Genomic DNA, 17,267 nt, shown 5'->3' with positions numbered 1-17,267 from the left:
TGTTCCACGTGGAACATCGCTGATGTGGTGAGAAGCGCCGCCTTCGGCTAAGGCCCCGCCCAATGAACCGGTTCGATGTCATAGTTGTCGGTGGAGGCCACGCGGGCTGCGAGGCTGCGGCTGCCGCGGCGCGCATGGGGGCCTCGGTGGCCCTCGTCAGCTTCAGCCGCGAGTCCATTGGCGCGATGTCCTGCAACCCGGCAATCGGGGGCCTCGGCAAGGGCCACCTGGTCCGCGAGGTGGACGCCTTCGATGGGATCATTGCGCGCGCCGCCGACCACGCGGCCATCCACTACCGCATGCTCAACGCGAGCAAAGGCGCGGCTGTCCGGGGTCCCCGCATCCAGGCTGACCGACGACGATTCAAGGCGTCGATCCATCGTCAACTCGATGCACAGGTGGGCCTGACGATCGTCGAAGGCGAAGCCGCCGGACTTCGGCTGGAGAGGAACCGGATCTGCGGCCTTCAACTGGCCGACGGGAGATGGCTGACTTCCACTGCAGTGGTGCTCGCCACCGGCACCTTCCTCAACGGCAAGCTCCACTTCGGGATGACCAACTGCCGCGGTGGGCGCGTGGGTGAGCGGGCCGCGGTGTCGCTTGCCGAGCAATTGAGGTCGTTTAATCTGCCGCTCGCCCGGCTCAAGACGGGAACGCCGCCAAGACTGGACGGTCGGACGATAGATTGGGCCCGACTGGAGCGGCAGCCCTCCGACGATGCCAGCTGGACGATGTCGTCGCTGGGGAGGCGCGAGGCCCCGCAGCTCTTCTGTGCGATCACGAGAACCAACGCACGCACCCACGAGATCATCCGGGCGTCGCTCGATCGCTCGCCGCTCTTCGCAGGTGAGATCGAAGGGGTGGGGCCGCGCTACTGCCCGTCGATCGAGGACAAGGTGCACCGCTTCGGTGATCGCGACGGGCACCAGATTTTCCTGGAGCCGGAGGGCCTCGATGACTCCACGATCTATCCGAACGGCATCTCCACCTCGCTGCCGGCGGATATCCAGCTGGAGATGGTGCGATCGATGGAGGGGCTGCAGCGCGCGGAAATCATCCAACCCGGCTACGCGGTGGAATATGATTATGTCGATCCGCGGGTGCTCGAGCCCACCCTGGCGGTTCGGTCGGACATTGTCGAAGGTTTGTATCTCGCGGGACAGATCAACGGCACGACCGGCTATGAGGAAGCGGCGGCTCAAGGCTTGGTAGCGGGGGTCAATGCCGCCGCCTGGGTGATGGGCAAGGGCCCGGTCATCTTCGATCGCAGCGAAAGCTATATCGGCGTGATGGTGGACGACCTCGTCCTACAGGGTGTCACCGAGCCCTATCGGATGCTGACCGCCCGCGCCGAGTATCGACTGCGCCTCCGTGCCGACAATGCCGAGGCGCGCCTGACCCCGATGGCGATTACGTCAGGCTGCGTTACGGAGGAGCGAAAGCGGCACTTCGAAACGTCTCGTGCGAAGCATGCTGCTATCGAAGATCAACTAGGTCGCTGCTTTGCCGGTGCGCTGCTGGCCAAGGCGGGTGCCGGTGTCCGCGACGATGGCGTGCGGCGTCCGCTCACTGAATGGCTACGTTTTCCTGAAGTAGACCGATCTATCCTGCTTCGTCTAGTTCCGGAGCTTGTGGAAGTCGGGACCGACGAGCTGGATGAAGCAATCGAGGATCACCGTTACGCACCCTATGTTGCGCGCCAGCAGAGCGAAGTCGCTAGGCTGCGTGCGGATGAGTCGATCCGGATCCCGGCTGACCTCGACTATGCGGCGATTGCAGGTCTCTCGAACGAGATGGTGGAGCGCCTCTCCGCGTCACGGCCGGCGACCTTGGGAGCGGCGTCTCGCGTTCGTGGCGTCACGCCGGCGGCGCTCGCGGCTATCCTCGTGCACTCCCGTCGCAGAGCTGCCTGAGTGGACGAAGGTTCGGCCCGGAGGTGGCTGGAGGAGGAGCTGGATGTTTCACGTGAAACATTCGGGCGGCTCGAGGTCTTCGTCGAATTCCTGCTCTCCGAGAGTGAGGAGCAGAACCTCGTCTCCCGCGCTACGCTGGATCAGGTTTGGAGCCGGCACATCGTCGACTCCGCTCAGCTCCTCCGCCTGGCACCCGGCGAGGCGAAGACATGGCTGGATTTGGGAACGGGCGCTGGATTTCCCGGATTGGTCATTGCGCTGCTCCATCCCGCGCAGATAACGATGGTCGAAGCGCGGAAGCTTCGAGTGGACTTCCTTCAGAGAGCTGCCGCCGTGCTCGAATTGCCGGCATCGACGCGCATCCTTTGTTCGAAGGTGGAAAGGGTGGAGGCGTCCAATTTCGACGTGATCAGCGCCCGTGCGTTCGCTCCGCTGGACCGTTTGCTGACGCTCGGGGAACGGTTCGTCTCGCCCGCGACTCGCTGGGTCTTGCCGAAGGGCAAAAATGTGAAGTCGGAGCTAGAAGAAGCGCGTGCTTCGTGGCAGGGTGATTTCCGCCTCGAACAGAGCCTCACCGATCCCGATGCGCAGATCATCGTCGCTGAGAATGTTCGGCGCCAGTCTAGGGGGAAGCGGCGTAAATGATCCGGATCGCAGTGGCCAACCAGAAGGGCGGGGTTGGCAAGACCACGACGGCGATCAACCTGGCGACGGCCCTCGCCGCCACTGGCTGGCGCGTCCTCCTCATCGATCTCGATCCGCAGGGCAATGCCTCGACGGGTCTTGGGGTGGGTCATTCTCAGCGCCAACATTCATGCTATGAGCTGCTGACCGGCCAGTGCACCTTGGAGCAGGCGGTGGTGTCGACACGCGTGCCGAGGCTCGACCTCGTATCGGCCACGGTGGATCTCTCCGGCGCCGAGATCGAGCTGGTCGAATTCGAGGACCGGACGCACCGGCTGGACAAGGCTATTATCGACATGCCGGGCCGCTGGGACATCTGCCTGATCGACTGCCCGCCTTCGCTTGGGCTCCTGACGATCAACGCGCTGGTCGCCGCGCGCTCGGTGCTGGTGCCGCTCCAGGCCGAGTTCTTCGCGCTCGAGGGCCTCAGCCAGCTCCTCCAGACGGTCGAACGGATCCGGGTCCGCTTCAATCCTGAGCTCTCCATCCTCGGCGTCGCGCTGACGATGTTCGACCGGCGCAATAATCTTTCCACCCAGGTGTCGGACGACGTCCGCGCCTGCCTCGGCAAGGTCGTGTTCCAGACGGTGATCCCGCGGAACGTGCGCCTGTCCGAGGCGCCCAGCCACGGCATCCCTGCGTTGATCTACGACCACCGTTGTTCCGGATCGGAGGCTTATATGTCGCTTGCGCGTGAACTGATCGGACGCCTGCCCCTGCCGGCGGCCGCGGCATGAACGAGATCCCGCTGCGCAAGCGCCACCCCGGCCTCGGCCGCGGTCTCTCCTCGCTCCTCGGCGAAGTCGCCCACGAGGTGCCGGCGTCCGGCACCGCCGGCTCCATCCAGTCGCTGCCCGTGAGCAGCATAGAGCCGCACCCGGACCAGCCGCGTCGGCATTTCGACGAGGACGCGCTCGAGGAGCTCGCGGACTCGATCCGCACCCGCGGCGTCATCCAGCCGATCGTCGTCAGGCCGAACGGCCACCGCTACCAGATCGTCGCGGGCGAGCGGCGCTGGCGGGCGGCCCAGCGGGCGCATCTGCACGAAGTCCCGGTGGTCATCCGCGAGTTCGACGATACTGAGACGCTCGAAGTCGCCCTGATCGAGAACGTCCAGCGCCAGGACCTCAACGCGATCGAAGAGGCCGAGGGCTATAAGCGGCTGATCGAGGATTACGGCCATACCCAGGAAGCGCTGGGCAAGCTCGTCCACAAGTCGCGCAGCCATGTCGCTAACCTGCTGCGGCTGCTCGATCTGCCGGAGAAGGTCCGCGCCTATGTGGCGGCCGGCGATCTCAGCATGGGGCATGCCCGCGCCCTGATCCCGGCCAATGATCCGGAGGCCCTCGCCGTCGAGGTGGTGAATCGCGGCCTGTCGGTGCGCGACACCGAGAAGCTCGTCCGCACCGGACGCGAGCGGCGGCCGGTTCAGGGCAAGCTCGAATATAAGAGCGGCAATGCCGACATCGACGCGCTCGAACGGCAGCTCGGCGACCTGCTCGGCCTGAAGGTGAAGATCGCGCATGGCGCCGCCGGCGGCACGGTCTCGCTCGGCTATTCGACGCTCGATCAGCTCGACATGATCTGCCAGCGGCTGAGCGGCGAGAAGATTTGACCCTCTCCGTCATCCCGGCGCAAGCCGAGATCTCAGGACCAGAAGACGCTGGTGCCTGTTCTCGCTGAGATCCCGGCCTTCGCCGGGATGACCGCGTGAGGCTTAGTCTAGCGCAGCCGCGCTGCCTGGCGGCAGATCGCGAACAGCTCCTCGTCGACCGCGAGCGGTCCGAGTCCGCCCGAGGCCTTTACCTGCCGCTCCGCCTCAAGCAGCCGGCTCATGCCCTTTCCGATGAGTTCGGACGGCCAACGCGAAAGCTGCGCAGCGACCGCGTCCTTCTCCTTCCAGAAGATTGCCTTGCCGTGTGTCGCCATGACCGTGTCGACGCTGCTTCCCCGCTCGACCTCGCCGCGAAGCTTTGCGAGCAAAGTCATGCGCCTCAGCATCGCGCGGATCAGCGGAATGCCGTCGATGCCCTCGCTCGACAGCCGCAGCAGCTCGGATTGTAGCGTCTTGACGTCACCGCCGCCGACGCTGTCCACGAGCCGGGTGAGGTCGCCCTCCTCGTTAGCCGCGCCGATCGCGTCCACCACATCCGCTTCGACTGGCTTTGGCCGTTCCGGCGCGGCATCCAGGAACAAGGCGATCTTGCCGAGCTCCTGCGCGATGACGGCGCGATTGCCGGCGGCGGCATCCGCGATCCTGCGGGCGACATCCGGCCGGATGCCGAGCCCGTGCTCACGCGCCATCTCCATCACGAGCTTCGGCGCATCGCGCGCGTCGGGAACGTAGCTCGCGAAGGCCATCGCCGCAGGCGAGGAGAGTCCCAGCTTCAGCAGCTTCGAAGTGGGCTTCAACGCACCTGCGACGATTGCTACTGGGTTGCCGGCCGCGGGCGCATCAAGCAGTGCTTCCACGGCCGTGAGTACTTCGTCGCCGGCAGGCTCCACGATTACCACGCGGGGATCGCCGAACAGCGAGATGGCCGCCGCCTCGTCGGCGAGGCGCGCCGGGTCGCCCTTGAGCTCCGCTCCGCTCAGTTCGACCCGCTCCGCATCTGCCGGGCCCAGCATCTTCATCAGGGCGCGGGAGCCGGATTCATCGGGTCCGTAGAGAAGAAAGAAGCGTGTCTCAGACGAAGGCGCCTTCAGCGCGCGTTCGATCTGGGCCTTGTTGGCCTTCACCGGCCGTTCCCGGTCCTCGAGGCGTAGAGGGCGACGCGAGTGACGATCTGGTCGGCCACTTCGCGGGACAGCCGCTCCAGCGCGGTCTGCTCGGCCGCGACGGTGGCATATTCAGAACTCACGACGTCGATCCCGGCGTCGGATCCGGCAGTGGCGTCGAGCACGACTGTTCCTACGCTCGCATCGACGAGGCGGTAGCGGGCGCGCAGCGTGCGCCGCTCTCGCGTCACAGCATCGTCCGAGCGGATGCCGAAGCCGGTAATGTCGTCGTCGATCTCAACCTCGAGCCGGTATCGCGCCTGCGACGGCTCGGAATTGCCGAGACGGTCCTGAATGGCGGTGCGCACCATCCATCCGGCCCGGCCGCCGATCGGCGCCACCTCGACCGCACCTAGCGTCTGCGCAACCGGGCCACTGCCGCCGCCCTCGTAGAGCGGCCTCAGCCCGCAGGCGGAGACCATCAAGGCAATGGCGAGGACTAGCGCCCGCTTCATGCGACGAGGTTCACCAGGCGGTCGGGAACGACGATCACCTTGCGCGGGCTCTTGCCTTCCAGGATGCGCACCACCTTCTCCGAAGCGAGCGCCATTTCCTCCAGCGTCTCCCGGGGAGCACCCTTGGGCGCAGTCAGCGTGTCGCGGAGCTTACCATTTACCTGAACCGCGATGGTGACCTCATCTTCCACAAGAAGTGCCGGATCGGCTTCTGGCCAGACTGCATCGGCGATCAGCCCCTCCTGCCCGCGGCTCGCCCATGCCTCCTCGGCGACGTGCGGCGTCATCGGCGCAACCAGGCGCAGCATGGTCTCCGCTGCCTCGGTCCGGGAGGCGGACGGCGCTGCCTTCTCGATCGCGCTGGCGAGCTCGTAGAGATTCGCCACAGCCTTGTTGAAGGCGAGCGATTCGATGTTCGCGGTCACCGATGCGATCGTCTGATGAAGCTTGCGGTCGAGCGCGACATCGCAGCCCTCACCTGCTCGCTCCGCTGTGGCGATGCGCCACAGGCGATGAACGAAACGCCAGGCGCCCTCGATGCCGCCCTCGCTCCATTCGAGATCGCGTTCCGGAGGACTATCCGAGAGCAGGAACCAGCGCGCGGCGTCCGCGCCATATTGCTCGACGATCACGTCCGAATCGACGACGTTCTTCTTCGATTTGGACATCTTCTCGATGCGGCCGGTCTCGATGGGAGCACCGGTTGCGGTCTCGACGATGACGCCTGCTCCCTTCGGCTCGACTTCATCCGGCGACAGCCAGCGACCGTCGAGCGATCGGTAGGTTTCGTGTGTGACCATGCCCTGGGTGAACAGGCCGGCGAATGGCTCCGCCGCTTCGAGCCGACCGATCCGCCGCAACGCCCGGGTCCAGAAACGCGCATACAGCAGGTGCAGGATCGCGTGCTCGACACCGCCAATATATTGGTCGACCGGCAGCCAATGGCTCGCCACGGCGCTGTCGAACGGACGGTCCGAGGGCTGGCTGGCGAAGCGGATGAAATACCAGCTCGAATCGACGAAGGTATCGAGCGTGTCGGTCTCACGCGCTGCCTCGCCGCCGCAGGACGGGCAGGCGACATGTTTCCAGCTCGGGTGCCGCTCGAGCGGGTTGCCGGGGACATCGAAAGTGACGTCCTCAGGCAGGACGACCGGCAGCTGCTCGCGCGGCACCGGCACGGCGCCGCAGGCGGAGCAATGGATGATTGGGATCGGGGTGCCCCAATAGCGCTGGCGCGACACGCCCCAGTCGCGGAGCCGCCATGCGACCGTCCCCTCGCCCCAGCCTTCAGCCTCTGCGCGCGCGATCACCGCCGCCTTGGCCTCCTCGACGTCCATTCCATCGAGGAAGCGGGAATTGACGAGCACGCCGTCGCCATTCTCCGCCTCGTCCGCAATGGGCGCAGCGGCCTGCTCTGGCGAGGCGGCGACGACGCGGCGGATCGGCAGATCGTATTTCGACGCGAACTCGAAATCGCGCTGGTCGTGGCCTGGCACGCCGAAGATCGCACCGGTGCCATAGTCCATCAGCACGAAGTTTGCGATATGGACGGGCAGCTCCCAATGCGGATCGAGCGGGTGACGGACCTTCAGGCCCGTGTCGAAGCCGCGCTTCTCCGCCGTCTCCAGCTCAGCCGCGGTGGTGCCGCCCTTCTTGCACTCGGCGATGAATGCGGCTGCGTCCTCGTTCCTCTTCGCGACCGCCAGCGCGATGGGGTGATCGGGAGACAAAGCGGCGAAGCTCGACCCGAAGATCGTGTCGGGGCGGGTGGTGAAGACCTCGAAGCCGTCGATCCCGTCCACCGGCTGGGTCAGCTGGAAGCGGAAGCGCATGCCCCGGCTCTTGCCGATCCAGTTTTCCTGCATGAGCCGGACCTTTTCCGGCCAGCTGTCGAGCGTGCCGAGGCCGTCCAGCAGCTCGTCCGCAAAGTCGGTGATTTTGAGAAACCACTGGCTGAGCTTGCGTCGCTCGACCAGCGCGCCGGAGCGCCAGCCGCGGCCGTCGATCACCTGCTCGTTGGCGAGCACGGTCATGTCGACCGGATCCCAGTTGACCTCGCTCTGCTTTCGATAGACGAGGCCGGCAGCGAACAGGTCCAGGAACAGCGCCTGCTCATGGCCGTAATAAGCGGGATCGCAGGTGGCGAACTCGCGGCTCCAGTCGATCGCATAGCCCAGGCGCTTGAGCTGGCTCCGCATCGTGTCGATGTTCGACCAGGTCCATTCGCCGGGATGGACCTTGCGCTCCATCGCCGCATTTTCGGCCGGCATGCCGAACGCGTCCCAGCCCATCGGATGAAGGACCTCGAAGCCCTTCATCCGCCGGTAGCGGGCCAGCACGTCGCCCATCGTGTAATTGCGGGCATGGCCGACATGGATGCGCCCCGATGGATAGGGGAACATCTCGAGGATGTAAGCCTTGGGCTTGCCGCTGTCGTCGCGGGCGCGGAAGGTTCCGCGCTCCTCCCAGACCTTTTGCCACCGCGCATCGGCCGCGAGCGGGTTGAAGCGCGTCGCCATATGACGAACCCCTTAGCCGGTGACGGCGCTGCGCCTGAGGTCGCGGGCCTTGGTGAGAATGATCTCTTCCAGCTTCTGCACGGTCGCGGCCGCGACCGGCGCCTCGATCCACTGGCCGTTCTGCATCACCTGGCGCGAGGCGGCGACACGCAGCGCGTCGGCGCGCAGGTCCGCATCGAGGATGGTAGCGGTCACCTTCACCCGCTCACCGGGCGAGTTGGGGTTGGCGTACCAGTCGGTCACGATCACGCCGCCGGCCGAATCGACCTGCGCCATCGGCGCAAAGGAGAGCGTGTCGAGCGCGGCGCGCCACAGATAGGCGTTGACGCCGATCGTGGTGACCTGCGACGCCGCGAGATCGGCCTGCTGAACGCGGTCGACGGAGCCGCCGCCAAGCGTCTTGTTGATGTCGTCGCGGATGAACTGGCAGCCGGACAGCATGGTCGCGGATGCGATTGCCAGGAAAAACGGAACAGCGCGGGACATCTATAAAATTCCTCGAAACTGGAGGGGGCCGTCCGCCGTTATAGATAACGGCACGCAGGCGGCAAGCGTCTGCGGCGCCATGTTCGCGTTCATGTGCTGCTAACCAGGTTCGTTGCAGCTTCCTTCACCAACCGGGCGCAGGCTCGAATGGTTGTGGAAAAGATGCAACAGGAGTCTGGGATTCAGGCCACAGCGCCGGGCGAAGGCTGGTCTCCCTTGGGGAGTCAACCTACATCCGGACCATTAGGGGAGTCGCAAGTGCTCAGGCCGGGTGGGATGATCGCGATGGGAGGAGCAGCGCTGGGTGCGCTGGCGCTTCTGCTCGCCCCCGCGTCGGCAGCCTCGACTCAGGCCCAGAAGAAGAAGCGCGCCGCGCCTTCTCTGGTCATCGGCAGCTTCACTCCGGCCGTTGCAGATCAGCGCCTCGCCGCCGAATTCGCGCGCCGCGGCCTCCAGCCCGGCAGCTTCCGCTTCACCCCGTCCGCCGCTTCCGCCGACAAGAGCAAGGCGGTCCGCGTCGCAGTGCGCGCCCGGACGGCGACTCCGGCTGCCGCGGCTGTGCGCGAGCCGTCGGCGACGGCGGTCACGGCAATCACGCCGGCGGCTTACAACCTTGGCCTGTCGGTCGGCTGGAAGCGTTTCGCCATTTCGGGCGATGTTGCCAAGGTCGAAGGCGGCCCGCTGCCCGGCGGCCGCGAGGCGGCCGAGGTCGGCATCAGCTATTCGCTCAAGAAGTTCACCGGCCGCGTCAGCGCCGGCGCCGATCGGCGCGACGGCACCATGGCGCGTCTGGATCCGGTCGAGAGCAGCTATTCGGTCGACGTGGGCGGCTCCTACCGCCTGACCCGCAACCTCGATGTGACCGGCGGCGTCCGCTATAAGATCCAGAACGACCGCCTCGAGCCGCTCGCCGACGAGCGCCGCGACAGCCAGGCGGTCTACATCGGCACCGCCTTCCGCTTCTAACGCGACCAGGCGTCGATTCCCGCCCAGCCGTAGGCGCCGCCAAGTGTGCGGGCTTTTTCCGCATCCATGCCACCGAGGGCGATGACAGGCACCCTCGCCTGGTGCGCGATCAGGGCGAAGCGATGCGGGCCCAGCGGCGCTGCCCCCGGATGGGAGCGTGTCGGGTAGACCGGTGAGAGGAAGACGAGGTCCACGCCGCGCCGCTCCGCAGCCCTGAGCTCCCGAAGATTGTGGACCGGAGCGCTTCTCAGGCCCCTCCCCGGTCGGCCATGGGTGCCATCCCCGCCGGGCAACGGCAAACCGGCGACCAGCAGCATCAGCCCCCTTCGCCTCGCAACCTGCCGCACCTGCTCGAAGAGGCGCAGGCGGTCGTGACGCGCGAGGCCATAGTGTCGGAAGACGATGCCACCGCCTCTCGGCAGCCGCTCGAGAGCCGCCCAGAGTCGATCGCCCTGCCGCTCGTCCGTCATCAGCCAGTGGCGAGGCAAAGGCTGGCGGCGCTTCATCGCGGTTCCTATAGCAGCCGCGATGACGGATGCATCGGCGGAGGAGCGGCTGGCGGAGGTGCGTGAGCGGATCGCTCGCGCCGCCAAGCTTGCGCGGCGAGCGCCGGACGAAGTGACGCTGATCGCGATCTCCAAGACCCAGACGGCAGGAGCGATCACGCCGCTGATCGAGGCGGGGCAGCGCGCCTTCGGCGAGAATCGCGTGCAGGAGGCGCAGGCGAAGTGGCGCCCGCTCCGCGAACAATTTCCGGACCTGGACCTGCACCTCGTCGGGCAGCTCCAGTCGAACAAGGCCGAGGATGCCGTGGCGCTGTTTGACGCCATCCATTCCGTGGACCGGCCTTCGCTCGTGACGGCGCTTACGCGGGCAATGGACAGGGTAGGGCGGCGGCCGCCCTGCTTCCTCCAGGTCAACATCGGCGACGAGCCGCAGAAAGGCGGCTGTGCCGTGGGAGAGCTCGGCGCGCTCGTCGCCGCCTATCGCGAGGCGGAGCTGCCGCTCGCCGGATTGATGTGCATCCCGCCCGCCGACGTCGAGCCGGCGCCCTATTTTGCGTTGCTGGCCCAGCTCGCCCGGCGTCATGACGTCGCCGGCCTAAGCATGGGAATGTCCTCGGATTACGAGACGGCAGTGACCATCGGCGCCACCCACGTGCGCGTCGGCACCGCCTTGTTCGGAGAGCGGGGCTGAGATTCGCGGGGCTCATCTTCGACTTCGACGGCGTGCTGGTCGAAAGCGAATATGTCGGCAACAAGCAGATTGCCGACTATCTCACCGCAATTGGTCACCCGACCAGCGTCGAGCAGTCGATGAACGAGTTCATGGGCCTGGCCGGCCTGGACTTCATCGGCGCGATCGAGCGGTGGATCGGCAGGACCCTGCCGGACGAATTCCATGCTTTGCGCGAGGAGGAGGATGCGCGCGTGCTGCGGGAGGGCATCGACGCCGTGGCCGGCGCCGTCGCATTCATCGAAAGCCTCCCGCGCCACCTCCCGCGCGCTGTCGCCTCATCCAGCTCGAGTCGGTGGATCCGCACTCATCTCGACCATCTCGGGCTTCGCGACCGGTTCGAGCCCAACATCTTCAGCGGCAGGGAGCATGTCGACCGAGGCAAGCCGGCGCCGGACCTTTACCTGCACGCCGCGGCGGCGCTGGGCCTGCCGATCGAACGGATAGCCATCATTGAGGATTCGCCGGTCGGCGTCACCGGCGCGGTCGCGTCCGGCGGGGTCGTGATCGGGCTGGCGGCGGGCAGTCATTGCTTCGACGGCCACGGCGAGCGTCTCCGGGCGCTCGGCGCCCATGTCATCGCCCACAGCTTCGACGAGGTTGCGGCCGCCCTCGCCTAGCTCCCCTCCCCGACGGGAGAGGGTTGGGGTGAGGGGGTTCTGTATCCGCGAATAGTCTCAAGCGCCGTACACCCTCACCCGACCCTCTCCCTCAAGGGAGAGGGCTTAAAGGTGATGTCCGCTGCGCAGACGCTTTGTGTCGAGATAGGCCTGGTTGTGGGTGTTGGTACCGCTTTTGAGCGGTACGCGCTCCGCGACCCTGACGCCGGCGCTTTCCAGTCCCGCAACCTTGCGAGGATTGTTGGTGAGCAACCGCACCTCATCCTGCGCCAAGGCCTTCAGCATCGCCGCAGCGACACCGAAGTCGCGCTCGTCGTCGCCGAAGCCGAGCCTCAAATTCGCGTCGACCGTGTCGAAGCCCTGGTCCTGCAGCGCGTAGGCGCGCAGCTTGTTGACCAGGCCGATGCCGCGCCCCTCCTGGCGGAGATAGAGCAATATCCCCCAGCCCGAGGCGGTGATCGCGGTGAGCGCGTCCGAGAGCTGCGGCCCGCAATCGCATTTCAGCGAGCCGAGCACGTCGCCGGTCAGGCATTCGCTGTGGATGCGGACGAGTGGCGGAGTCCCCGTCGGCTGGCCAATCAGGAGCGCCACATGCTCGGCTCCGTCCTCATGTGAGCGAAACGCGACGATCTCGCCGCCTTCCGAATGGCGCGTGGGCAGCTTGGCGCGCGACGCAATGGCCAAGGACGGGGACCGGGTCTGCTCTTCGACCAGAGCGGAGGACAGGCTTAGCGCCGCTGCGCCGGTATCGCCGCCGATGAAGAAGGCGGGAAGCAGTCCCGCCAGCCGCGCCAGCCGAAGCGCCGCGTGAGCAGCCTCCTGCGACTCCACCGGGACGGTCCTGAATGGGCCCTTCAACGGCGTCGAGAGGTCCAGCGCCGGATCCGCGACCGCCGTGGCTCCGGCAAGATCGATCCAGGACGTTCGCTCGATGCGCACCGGCCCGGTCGGGACGGCCTCCCGCTGATTGGCGAGCTTCAGCGTCACCGCCCGATTGCCCGCGATCAGGATGTCAGCGCGGCGAGGCGTATCGAAGGCGCCAAGCCCTTCTTCGTCGGTAGTCTCGATGGCCAGGAAGCCGATGCCGTCGATCAGCACCGGCCAGCCGCGACGCAGCGCGTCGATCGCGCGGGCGACGTCGCGGCCGTCGCTCAAGTGGCGAACTCCGTCACCAGCGGCACATGGTCGGACGGGCGCTCCCAGTTGCGGCAGGGCTCGTGGACCTGATGCCGCACCGCCAGCGCGGCGACGTCCTTCGTGGCCCACATGTGATCGAGCCGGCGGCCTCGGTCATTCTTCGTCCAATCCGGCGAGCGATAGCTCCACCAGGTGTGGAGCCGTCCGGGTGCCGGGAAGAAATGCCGGCCGAGATCGACCCAATCGTTGCTCGCCTGCAATCCGTTCAGCGCCTCGACCTCGACCGGCGTATGGCTGACCACGCCCAGGAGCTGCTTGTGGCTCCACACGTCGCATTCGAGCGGCGCGATGTTGAAGTCGCCGACCATGATTGTCGGGCATTCGCACGTCTCGGACCAGCGCGTCATCCGCTCCACGAAATCGAGCTTCTGCCCGAACTTCGGATTCTGCTCGCGGTCAGGAATGTCTCCGCCGGCCGGCACATATACATTCTCGAGCCGGATGCCGCTTTCGAGCCGCACGCCGATGTGGCGGGCCTCGCCGTTCGCCTGCCAGTCGTTGCGCACTTCCTCCCGCATCGGCAGCTTGCTGAGGATGGCGACGCCATGATGCATGCGCTGGCCGCAGAGGATCTGGTGGACGTAGCCGAGCTTGTGGAACACGGCCCGCGGGAAATCCTGGTCCACCACCTTCGTCTCCTGAAGGCAAAGAACGTCAGGCGCTTCCTCGCGCAGGAACTTCTGGACGATCTCGAGTCGCGCGCGGACGCTGTTGATGTTCCAGGAAGCGATTTTCAGCGTCGTCGGCATGGCTGCGGCTCTAACGGGGCGAAAAGCGGGCCGTCCAGCCCGTACGCGTAAAGGCCCCCGCTCCGGGGGCGTGGAGCGAGGGCCACCAAGCGTATGCTACGCGAGGCCAATTCCGATTCTCGATCCGGGCAACAGGGGGAAAACCCGGAGCGGCGAACCGCAATTGAGATAGGTCTTCTAACAATACCTTCCTGTCGCCGGGATGAATGACGTTAACTATTCTTAACCCCGGCCGGCATTCTTGCGCGGATCGACGTAGCGGAAGGCCGTTTCGGCGACAGGCACGTTGAAGCGCTGGTTGCTCAGCTTCACCGTCGAACGGTTCTTCTGGGCGTCGATGGTCGTCCAGCCGGTCAGCATCAGCCCGGATGGCGCGCTCGCCACCTTGGCGAAAGCGAGAGTGATCGTGCCGAATTCCGGCCGCCCCGGATCGCGCGCCTGGACCAGCACGACGCGGTCGTCGCTCGGCAGGATCTTGGCGACCTTGGCGAGGTTCCGGTTCGGGTCCAGCAGCACCGACAGCGGCGAATTGCCGATCGGCCAGCGCGAGACCTGCTTCACCTGATAGTCGACCATGGTCAGCGATTTGCCGTCGGCCACGACCAGCATCGGCACGCCCGGACCATATTGGAAGCGGATCTTGCCTGGACGCTTGAGCGTCAGCTGGCCGTCGAGCGTCTGGCCGTTGCGGCCGGTCTGGGTGAAGGCCGCAGTCATCGTGTCGACCGCCTTGAGGTGGCCGCTGACCTGCGCGAGCGGCGAGGCGGCCTGCGCCAGGACCGGCGCGGGCGCGAGCGCCGCGGCCGTGAGGGGCGCGGCAAGGATAGCGAGCGTTGCGAGACGCTTCATCAGGATCTCCGTCAGTTCGGTTCGCGGGGAATATGGGGGTCCCCGATTGAATGCCTACTGAACTGGCCGGTTCCCTGAGGTTCAGGAGAGGGAAGAGGGGATCGGATCCTGCGGGAAGCCGCCGCGGCCGATCTCCTGGATCGAAAAGCCGCCGTCGGGGAATTCTGCCATGCCGGCGGCGAAGGCCTCGCCGGGGGTCGCATAATAGCCGAGCAAGGCGAGGCGGCGGAATAGGGCGTAAGGTTTTCCCGGCAAGTTCAACGCAGTACTGATTTCGCCTTCGGAGCGGCCGTGCTCTCGCTGCCCCTCATGGCCATGAACCGGAATGTCCACCTTACGCCCTCGCCCACTCGCACTATGTTTGGTTAACGCATTTCCGCCCGCCGGCCATCACTCGTGAGTCGAAGCGTTGCGAAAACGAGTCGAGTCGAATCAGATGGCGTGGCCATCCGGATCGATCAGCACTTCGCGGCGGCCGACATGGTCGGGAGCGCTGACCTTGCCCTCTTTCTCCATCCGCTCGATCAGCCGCGCGGCGTTGTTGTAGCCGACGCGGAGCTGCCGCTGGAGGTAGGAGGTCGAGGCCTTCTGGCTCTCGGCGACGGTCTGCACCGCCTTGCGGTAGAGCTGACTCTCCGCGTCGTCGTCGCCGGTCGGCTGGCCCTCGAACATGTAGCCGCCATCCTCCGGCTCCTCGGTGACCGACTGGACATATTCGGGATGGCCCTGGCCGCGCCAGAAGTCGGCGACGGCGCGGACTTCTTCGTCCGACACGAAGGGCCCGTGGACGCGGGCGATCTGCTTGCCGCCGGGCATGTAGAGCATGTCGCCCTTGCCGAGCAGCTGCTCCGCGCCCTGCTCGCCGAGGATAGTGCGGCTGTCGATCTTCGACGTGACCGAGAAGGAGATGCGCGTCGGCAGGTTCGCCTTGATGACGCCGGTGATGACGTCGACCGACGGGCGCTGCGTCGCCATAATCAGGTGGATGCCGGCCGCGCGCGCCTTCTGGGCGAGGCGCTGGATCAGGAATTCGACCTCCTTTCCGGCCGTCATCATCAAATCGGCAAGCTCGTCGACCACCACCACGATCTGCGGCAGCACGTCGTAGTCCAGCTCCTCCATCTCGTAGGTCGGCTGGCCCGATTCCTGATCGTATCCGGTCTGGACGCGGCGGCCGAGCGACTGCCCCTTGGCCTTCGCCTCCCGCACCTTGGAGTTGAAGCTGGAAAGCGCGCGGACGCCGACCGACGCCATCATGCGATAGCGCTCCTCCATCTGCTCGACGGTCCATTTGAGCGCGCGGATCGCCTTGGCGGGCTCGGTGACGACGGGGGAGAGCAGGTGGGGGATGTCGTCATAGATGCTGAGCTCCAGCATCTTGGGATCGATCATGATCATCCTGCACTGCTCAGGGGTCAGCCGGTAGAGCAAGGACAGGATCATGCAGTTGAGGCCGACCGATTTGCCCGAGCCGGTGGTGCCGGCGACGAGCAGATGCGGCATCGGCGCCAGGTCGGCCACGACCGGATCGCCGGCGATGTTCTTGCCGAGGATCAGCGGCAGCGAGGCCTGCTGGTCCTCGAAAGCGTCGCTGGCGATCAGCTCGGAGAGCGTCACCATCTCGCGCTTGGCGTTGGGCAGCTCGATGCCGATCACGCTGCGGCCGGGGATGGTCGCGACGCGTGCCGACAAAGCCGACATGTTGCGGGCGATATCGTCCGCAAGCTGGATGACGCGGCTCGCCTTGATGCCGCTTGCGGGCTCAAGCTCGTACATGGTCACGACCGGACCGGGCCGAACCTCGACGATCTCGCCCTTGACCGAGAAATCCTCGAGCACGGACTCGAGCAGCCGCGCGTTCCGCTCCAGGCTCGCCTTGTCGAGCGTGGTGTTGGTGCGGGCCGGCGGCGGGCTGAGCAGGTCGAGTGTCGGCAGCTGGTAGGCATCGCCGAGCGCCAGTGAGGCCTGCCGCTCCCGCGCCGGGCGCTTGTTCTTGTCGGGCGTGGAGCGGTCGTTGATGATCGTGCGCGGCGGCTCCGGCGCGGTGATGATGGGGGTGCGGCCGCGCTTCTCCGCCGGCTGCTCCTCTTCCTCCTCGTCGTCGTAATACTCGTCGGACAATTCGTCGTCGTCGTCGGCTGCAGCTTCGCGCTTGGACAGCCGCGGCATGGCAACGCGGCGGCTGGCGACCCAGGCGCGCTCCTCGGCGCGGAGGCCAAGGCCCAGATAGGCGAGGAACAGCCCCGTCAGGGCGGTGAGCGCCACCGCGACGAGCCGGAAAGGCTCGGCCACGTCGGGCTGCCCGATCATGGCGATGCCGGTCTCGAACAGCTTGGCGAGAGACAGGCCGAACGCGCCGCCCCAGCCGGCGGGAAGGCCGTTCACGGCGCCGCCCCACAGCAGAGCCGCAGCGGTGCCGATCATCGCCATGCCTGCGATCGTCAGCAGCAGTGCGCGCAGCCAGCGCCCGGCTTCAGCCCCGCGGGCGAGGCGGAGACCCAGTATGATCATCAGCGGCAACAGCAGCGCCGCCGTCGGACCCCAGAGGCTGAGCAGCAGGTCCGACCCGTAGGCGCCGGTCGAGCCGAGCCAGTTCTTCACCGGTCCGGCGGCAGCGGTGTTGAAGGCAGGATCGCTCGGCCGGTAGTTCACCAAGGCCGCTGCGCTCAGCAGGGCCGCGACGATCAGGGCGGCGCCGGTCAGCACCGCGCCGGAGCGCCTGATCCCCTTCTTGACGCCATCGCGCCAGTTGGCGAGCCGTTCCTGCCGGCCTGAGCGTGCAACCGATACTGCCATGAACGTGCCCCAAATGTTC

17 protein-coding genes are annotated in these 17,267 nt (G+C 66.5%); 7 read left to right on the top strand and 10 right to left on the bottom strand.

What is annotated here, in order from left to right; genetic code table 11:
• Positions 1–62: 62 nt before the first annotated feature.
• Genes mnmG through AC5JBD_RS02900 form a run of 4 tightly spaced genes read left to right on the top strand, consistent with a single transcriptional unit; the run spans position 63 to position 4,212 of the window.
• On the top strand, positions 63–1,913 hold the full coding sequence (mnmG, locus tag AC5JBD_RS02915; RefSeq protein ID WP_495720261.1) for a tRNA uridine-5-carboxymethylaminomethyl(34) synthesis enzyme MnmG: 1,851 nt from the start codon (positions 63–65) through the stop codon (positions 1,911–1,913).
• The gene (gene rsmG, locus AC5JBD_RS02910) at positions 1,914–2,558 is read left to right on the top strand and encodes a 16S rRNA (guanine(527)-N(7))-methyltransferase RsmG (protein ID WP_495720260.1); all 645 of its coding nucleotides are present in this window, start codon (positions 1,914–1,916) and stop codon (positions 2,556–2,558) included.
• Positions 2,555–3,334 carry a ParA family protein gene (locus AC5JBD_RS02905; protein WP_495720259.1) on the top strand — a complete coding sequence of 260 codons (780 nt, stop codon included), beginning with the start codon at positions 2,555–2,557 and terminating at the stop codon, positions 3,332–3,334. Before rsmG ends, AC5JBD_RS02905 begins: the two co-directional genes overlap by 4 nt.
• On the top strand, positions 3,331–4,212 hold the full coding sequence (locus tag AC5JBD_RS02900; protein WP_495720258.1) for a ParB/RepB/Spo0J family partition protein: 882 nt from the start codon (positions 3,331–3,333) through the stop codon (positions 4,210–4,212). Before AC5JBD_RS02905 ends, AC5JBD_RS02900 begins: the two co-directional genes overlap by 4 nt.
• 107 nt (positions 4,213–4,319) lie before the next feature.
• On the opposite strand, the gene holA is transcribed toward AC5JBD_RS02900, so the two are convergent.
• The 4 genes from holA to AC5JBD_RS02880 are packed head-to-tail and all read right to left on the bottom strand — an operon-like array spanning position 4,320 to position 8,790.
• On the bottom strand, positions 4,320–5,336 hold the full coding sequence (holA, locus tag AC5JBD_RS02895; protein WP_495720257.1) for a DNA polymerase III subunit delta: 1,017 nt from the start codon (positions 5,334–5,336) through the stop codon (positions 4,320–4,322).
• Positions 5,333–5,830, bottom strand: coding sequence for an LPS assembly lipoprotein LptE (lptE, locus tag AC5JBD_RS02890; protein ID WP_495720256.1), 498 nt, complete (start codon positions 5,828–5,830; stop codon positions 5,333–5,335). The genes holA and lptE overlap by 4 nt, the downstream gene beginning before the upstream one ends.
• Positions 5,827–8,349 (bottom strand): leucine--tRNA ligase, encoded by a 2,523-nt coding sequence (gene leuS, locus AC5JBD_RS02885; protein WP_495720255.1) that lies wholly within the window; start codon positions 8,347–8,349, stop codon positions 5,827–5,829. The genes lptE and leuS overlap by 4 nt, the downstream gene beginning before the upstream one ends.
• Positions 8,350–8,361: 12 nt before the next feature.
• Positions 8,362–8,790 carry a DUF3576 domain-containing protein gene (locus AC5JBD_RS02880; RefSeq protein WP_495721173.1) on the bottom strand — a complete coding sequence of 143 codons (429 nt, stop codon included), beginning with the start codon at positions 8,788–8,790 and terminating at the stop codon, positions 8,362–8,364.
• 303 nt (positions 8,791–9,093) lie between these two features.
• Here AC5JBD_RS02880 and AC5JBD_RS02875 point away from each other — a divergent pair, with 303 nt between their 5' ends.
• Positions 9,094–9,801, top strand: a complete 708-nt coding sequence (locus AC5JBD_RS02875; RefSeq protein WP_495720254.1) for a hypothetical protein — start codon at positions 9,094–9,096, stop codon at positions 9,799–9,801.
• On the opposite strand, the gene AC5JBD_RS02870 is transcribed toward AC5JBD_RS02875, so the two are convergent.
• The gene (locus AC5JBD_RS02870; protein ID WP_495720253.1) at positions 9,798–10,307 is read right to left on the bottom strand and encodes a thiamine phosphate synthase; all 510 of its coding nucleotides are present in this window, start codon (positions 10,305–10,307) and stop codon (positions 9,798–9,800) included. The two genes, AC5JBD_RS02875 and AC5JBD_RS02870, sit on opposite strands and share 4 nt — an antisense overlap.
• A 22-nt stretch (positions 10,308–10,329) precedes the next feature.
• On the opposite strand from AC5JBD_RS02870, the gene AC5JBD_RS02865 reads away from it, so the two are divergent.
• Entirely contained in the window at positions 10,330–10,998 is a 669-nt protein-coding gene (locus AC5JBD_RS02865; protein ID WP_495720252.1) for a YggS family pyridoxal phosphate-dependent enzyme, read from the top strand.
• Positions 10,995–11,657 carry an HAD family hydrolase gene (locus tag AC5JBD_RS02860; protein WP_495721172.1) on the top strand — a complete coding sequence of 221 codons (663 nt, stop codon included), beginning with the start codon at positions 10,995–10,997 and terminating at the stop codon, positions 11,655–11,657. The genes AC5JBD_RS02865 and AC5JBD_RS02860 overlap by 4 nt, the downstream gene beginning before the upstream one ends.
• Before the next feature lie 105 nt (positions 11,658–11,762).
• On the opposite strand, the gene ribA is transcribed toward AC5JBD_RS02860, so the two are convergent.
• The 5 genes from ribA to AC5JBD_RS02835 all read right to left on the bottom strand — a co-directional run bounded on the left by ribA (position 11,763) and on the right by AC5JBD_RS02835 (position 17,248).
• Positions 11,763–12,812 (bottom strand): GTP cyclohydrolase II, encoded by a 1,050-nt coding sequence (gene ribA / locus AC5JBD_RS02855; RefSeq protein WP_495720251.1) that lies wholly within the window; start codon positions 12,810–12,812, stop codon positions 11,763–11,765.
• On the bottom strand, positions 12,809–13,603 hold the full coding sequence (locus tag AC5JBD_RS02850; RefSeq protein ID WP_495720250.1) for an exodeoxyribonuclease III: 795 nt from the start codon (positions 13,601–13,603) through the stop codon (positions 12,809–12,811). The genes ribA and AC5JBD_RS02850 overlap by 4 nt, the downstream gene beginning before the upstream one ends.
• Before the next feature lie 222 nt (positions 13,604–13,825).
• On the bottom strand, positions 13,826–14,452 hold the full coding sequence (locus AC5JBD_RS02845; protein WP_495720249.1) for a LolA family protein: 627 nt from the start codon (positions 14,450–14,452) through the stop codon (positions 13,826–13,828).
• An 81-nt stretch (positions 14,453–14,533) separates the two neighbouring features.
• Positions 14,534–14,707 carry a hypothetical protein gene (locus tag AC5JBD_RS02840; protein WP_495720248.1) on the bottom strand — a complete coding sequence of 58 codons (174 nt, stop codon included), beginning with the start codon at positions 14,705–14,707 and terminating at the stop codon, positions 14,534–14,536.
• Between the two features lie 177 nt (positions 14,708–14,884).
• On the bottom strand, positions 14,885–17,248 hold the full coding sequence (locus AC5JBD_RS02835) for an FtsK/SpoIIIE family DNA translocase (RefSeq protein ID WP_495720247.1): 2,364 nt from the start codon (positions 17,246–17,248) through the stop codon (positions 14,885–14,887).
• Positions 17,249–17,267: the final 19 nt, after the last annotated feature.

It is taken from the genome of Allosphingosinicella sp. (assembly GCF_059502505.1).
Note: the sequence above shows the minus strand (reverse complement) of the source record. Positions and strands in the feature narration are given on the sequence as shown.

What these genes read in the sequence shown, in the direction of transcription:
- mnmG (WP_495720261.1), top strand. Translation starts at nt 63, where the DNA reads ATGAACCGGTTCGATGTCATAGTTGTCGGTGGAGGCCACGCGGGCTGC.
- AC5JBD_RS02905 (WP_495720259.1), top strand. Translation starts at nt 2,555, where the DNA reads ATGATCCGGATCGCAGTGGCCAACCAGAAGGGCGGGGTTGGCAAGACC.
- AC5JBD_RS02900 (WP_495720258.1), top strand. Translation starts at nt 3,331, where the DNA reads ATGAACGAGATCCCGCTGCGCAAGCGCCACCCCGGCCTCGGCCGCGGT.
- lptE (WP_495720256.1), bottom strand. Translation starts at nt 5,830, where the DNA reads ATGAAGCGGGCGCTAGTCCTCGCCATTGCCTTGATGGTCTCCGCCTGC.
- leuS (WP_495720255.1), bottom strand. Translation starts at nt 8,349, where the DNA reads ATGGCGACGCGCTTCAACCCGCTCGCGGCCGATGCGCGGTGGCAAAAG.
- AC5JBD_RS02880 (WP_495721173.1), bottom strand. Translation starts at nt 8,790, where the DNA reads ATGCTGTCCGGCTGCCAGTTCATCCGCGACGACATCAACAAGACGCTT.
- AC5JBD_RS02870 (WP_495720253.1), bottom strand. Translation starts at nt 10,307, where the DNA reads ATGAAGCGCCGCCAGCCTTTGCCTCGCCACTGGCTGATGACGGACGAG.
- AC5JBD_RS02865 (WP_495720252.1), top strand. Translation starts at nt 10,330, where the DNA reads ATGACGGATGCATCGGCGGAGGAGCGGCTGGCGGAGGTGCGTGAGCGG.
- AC5JBD_RS02850 (WP_495720250.1), bottom strand. Translation starts at nt 13,603, where the DNA reads ATGCCGACGACGCTGAAAATCGCTTCCTGGAACATCAACAGCGTCCGC.
- AC5JBD_RS02845 (WP_495720249.1), bottom strand. Translation starts at nt 14,452, where the DNA reads ATGAAGCGTCTCGCAACGCTCGCTATCCTTGCCGCGCCCCTCACGGCC.
- AC5JBD_RS02835 (WP_495720247.1), bottom strand. Translation starts at nt 17,248, where the DNA reads ATGGCAGTATCGGTTGCACGCTCAGGCCGGCAGGAACGGCTCGCCAAC.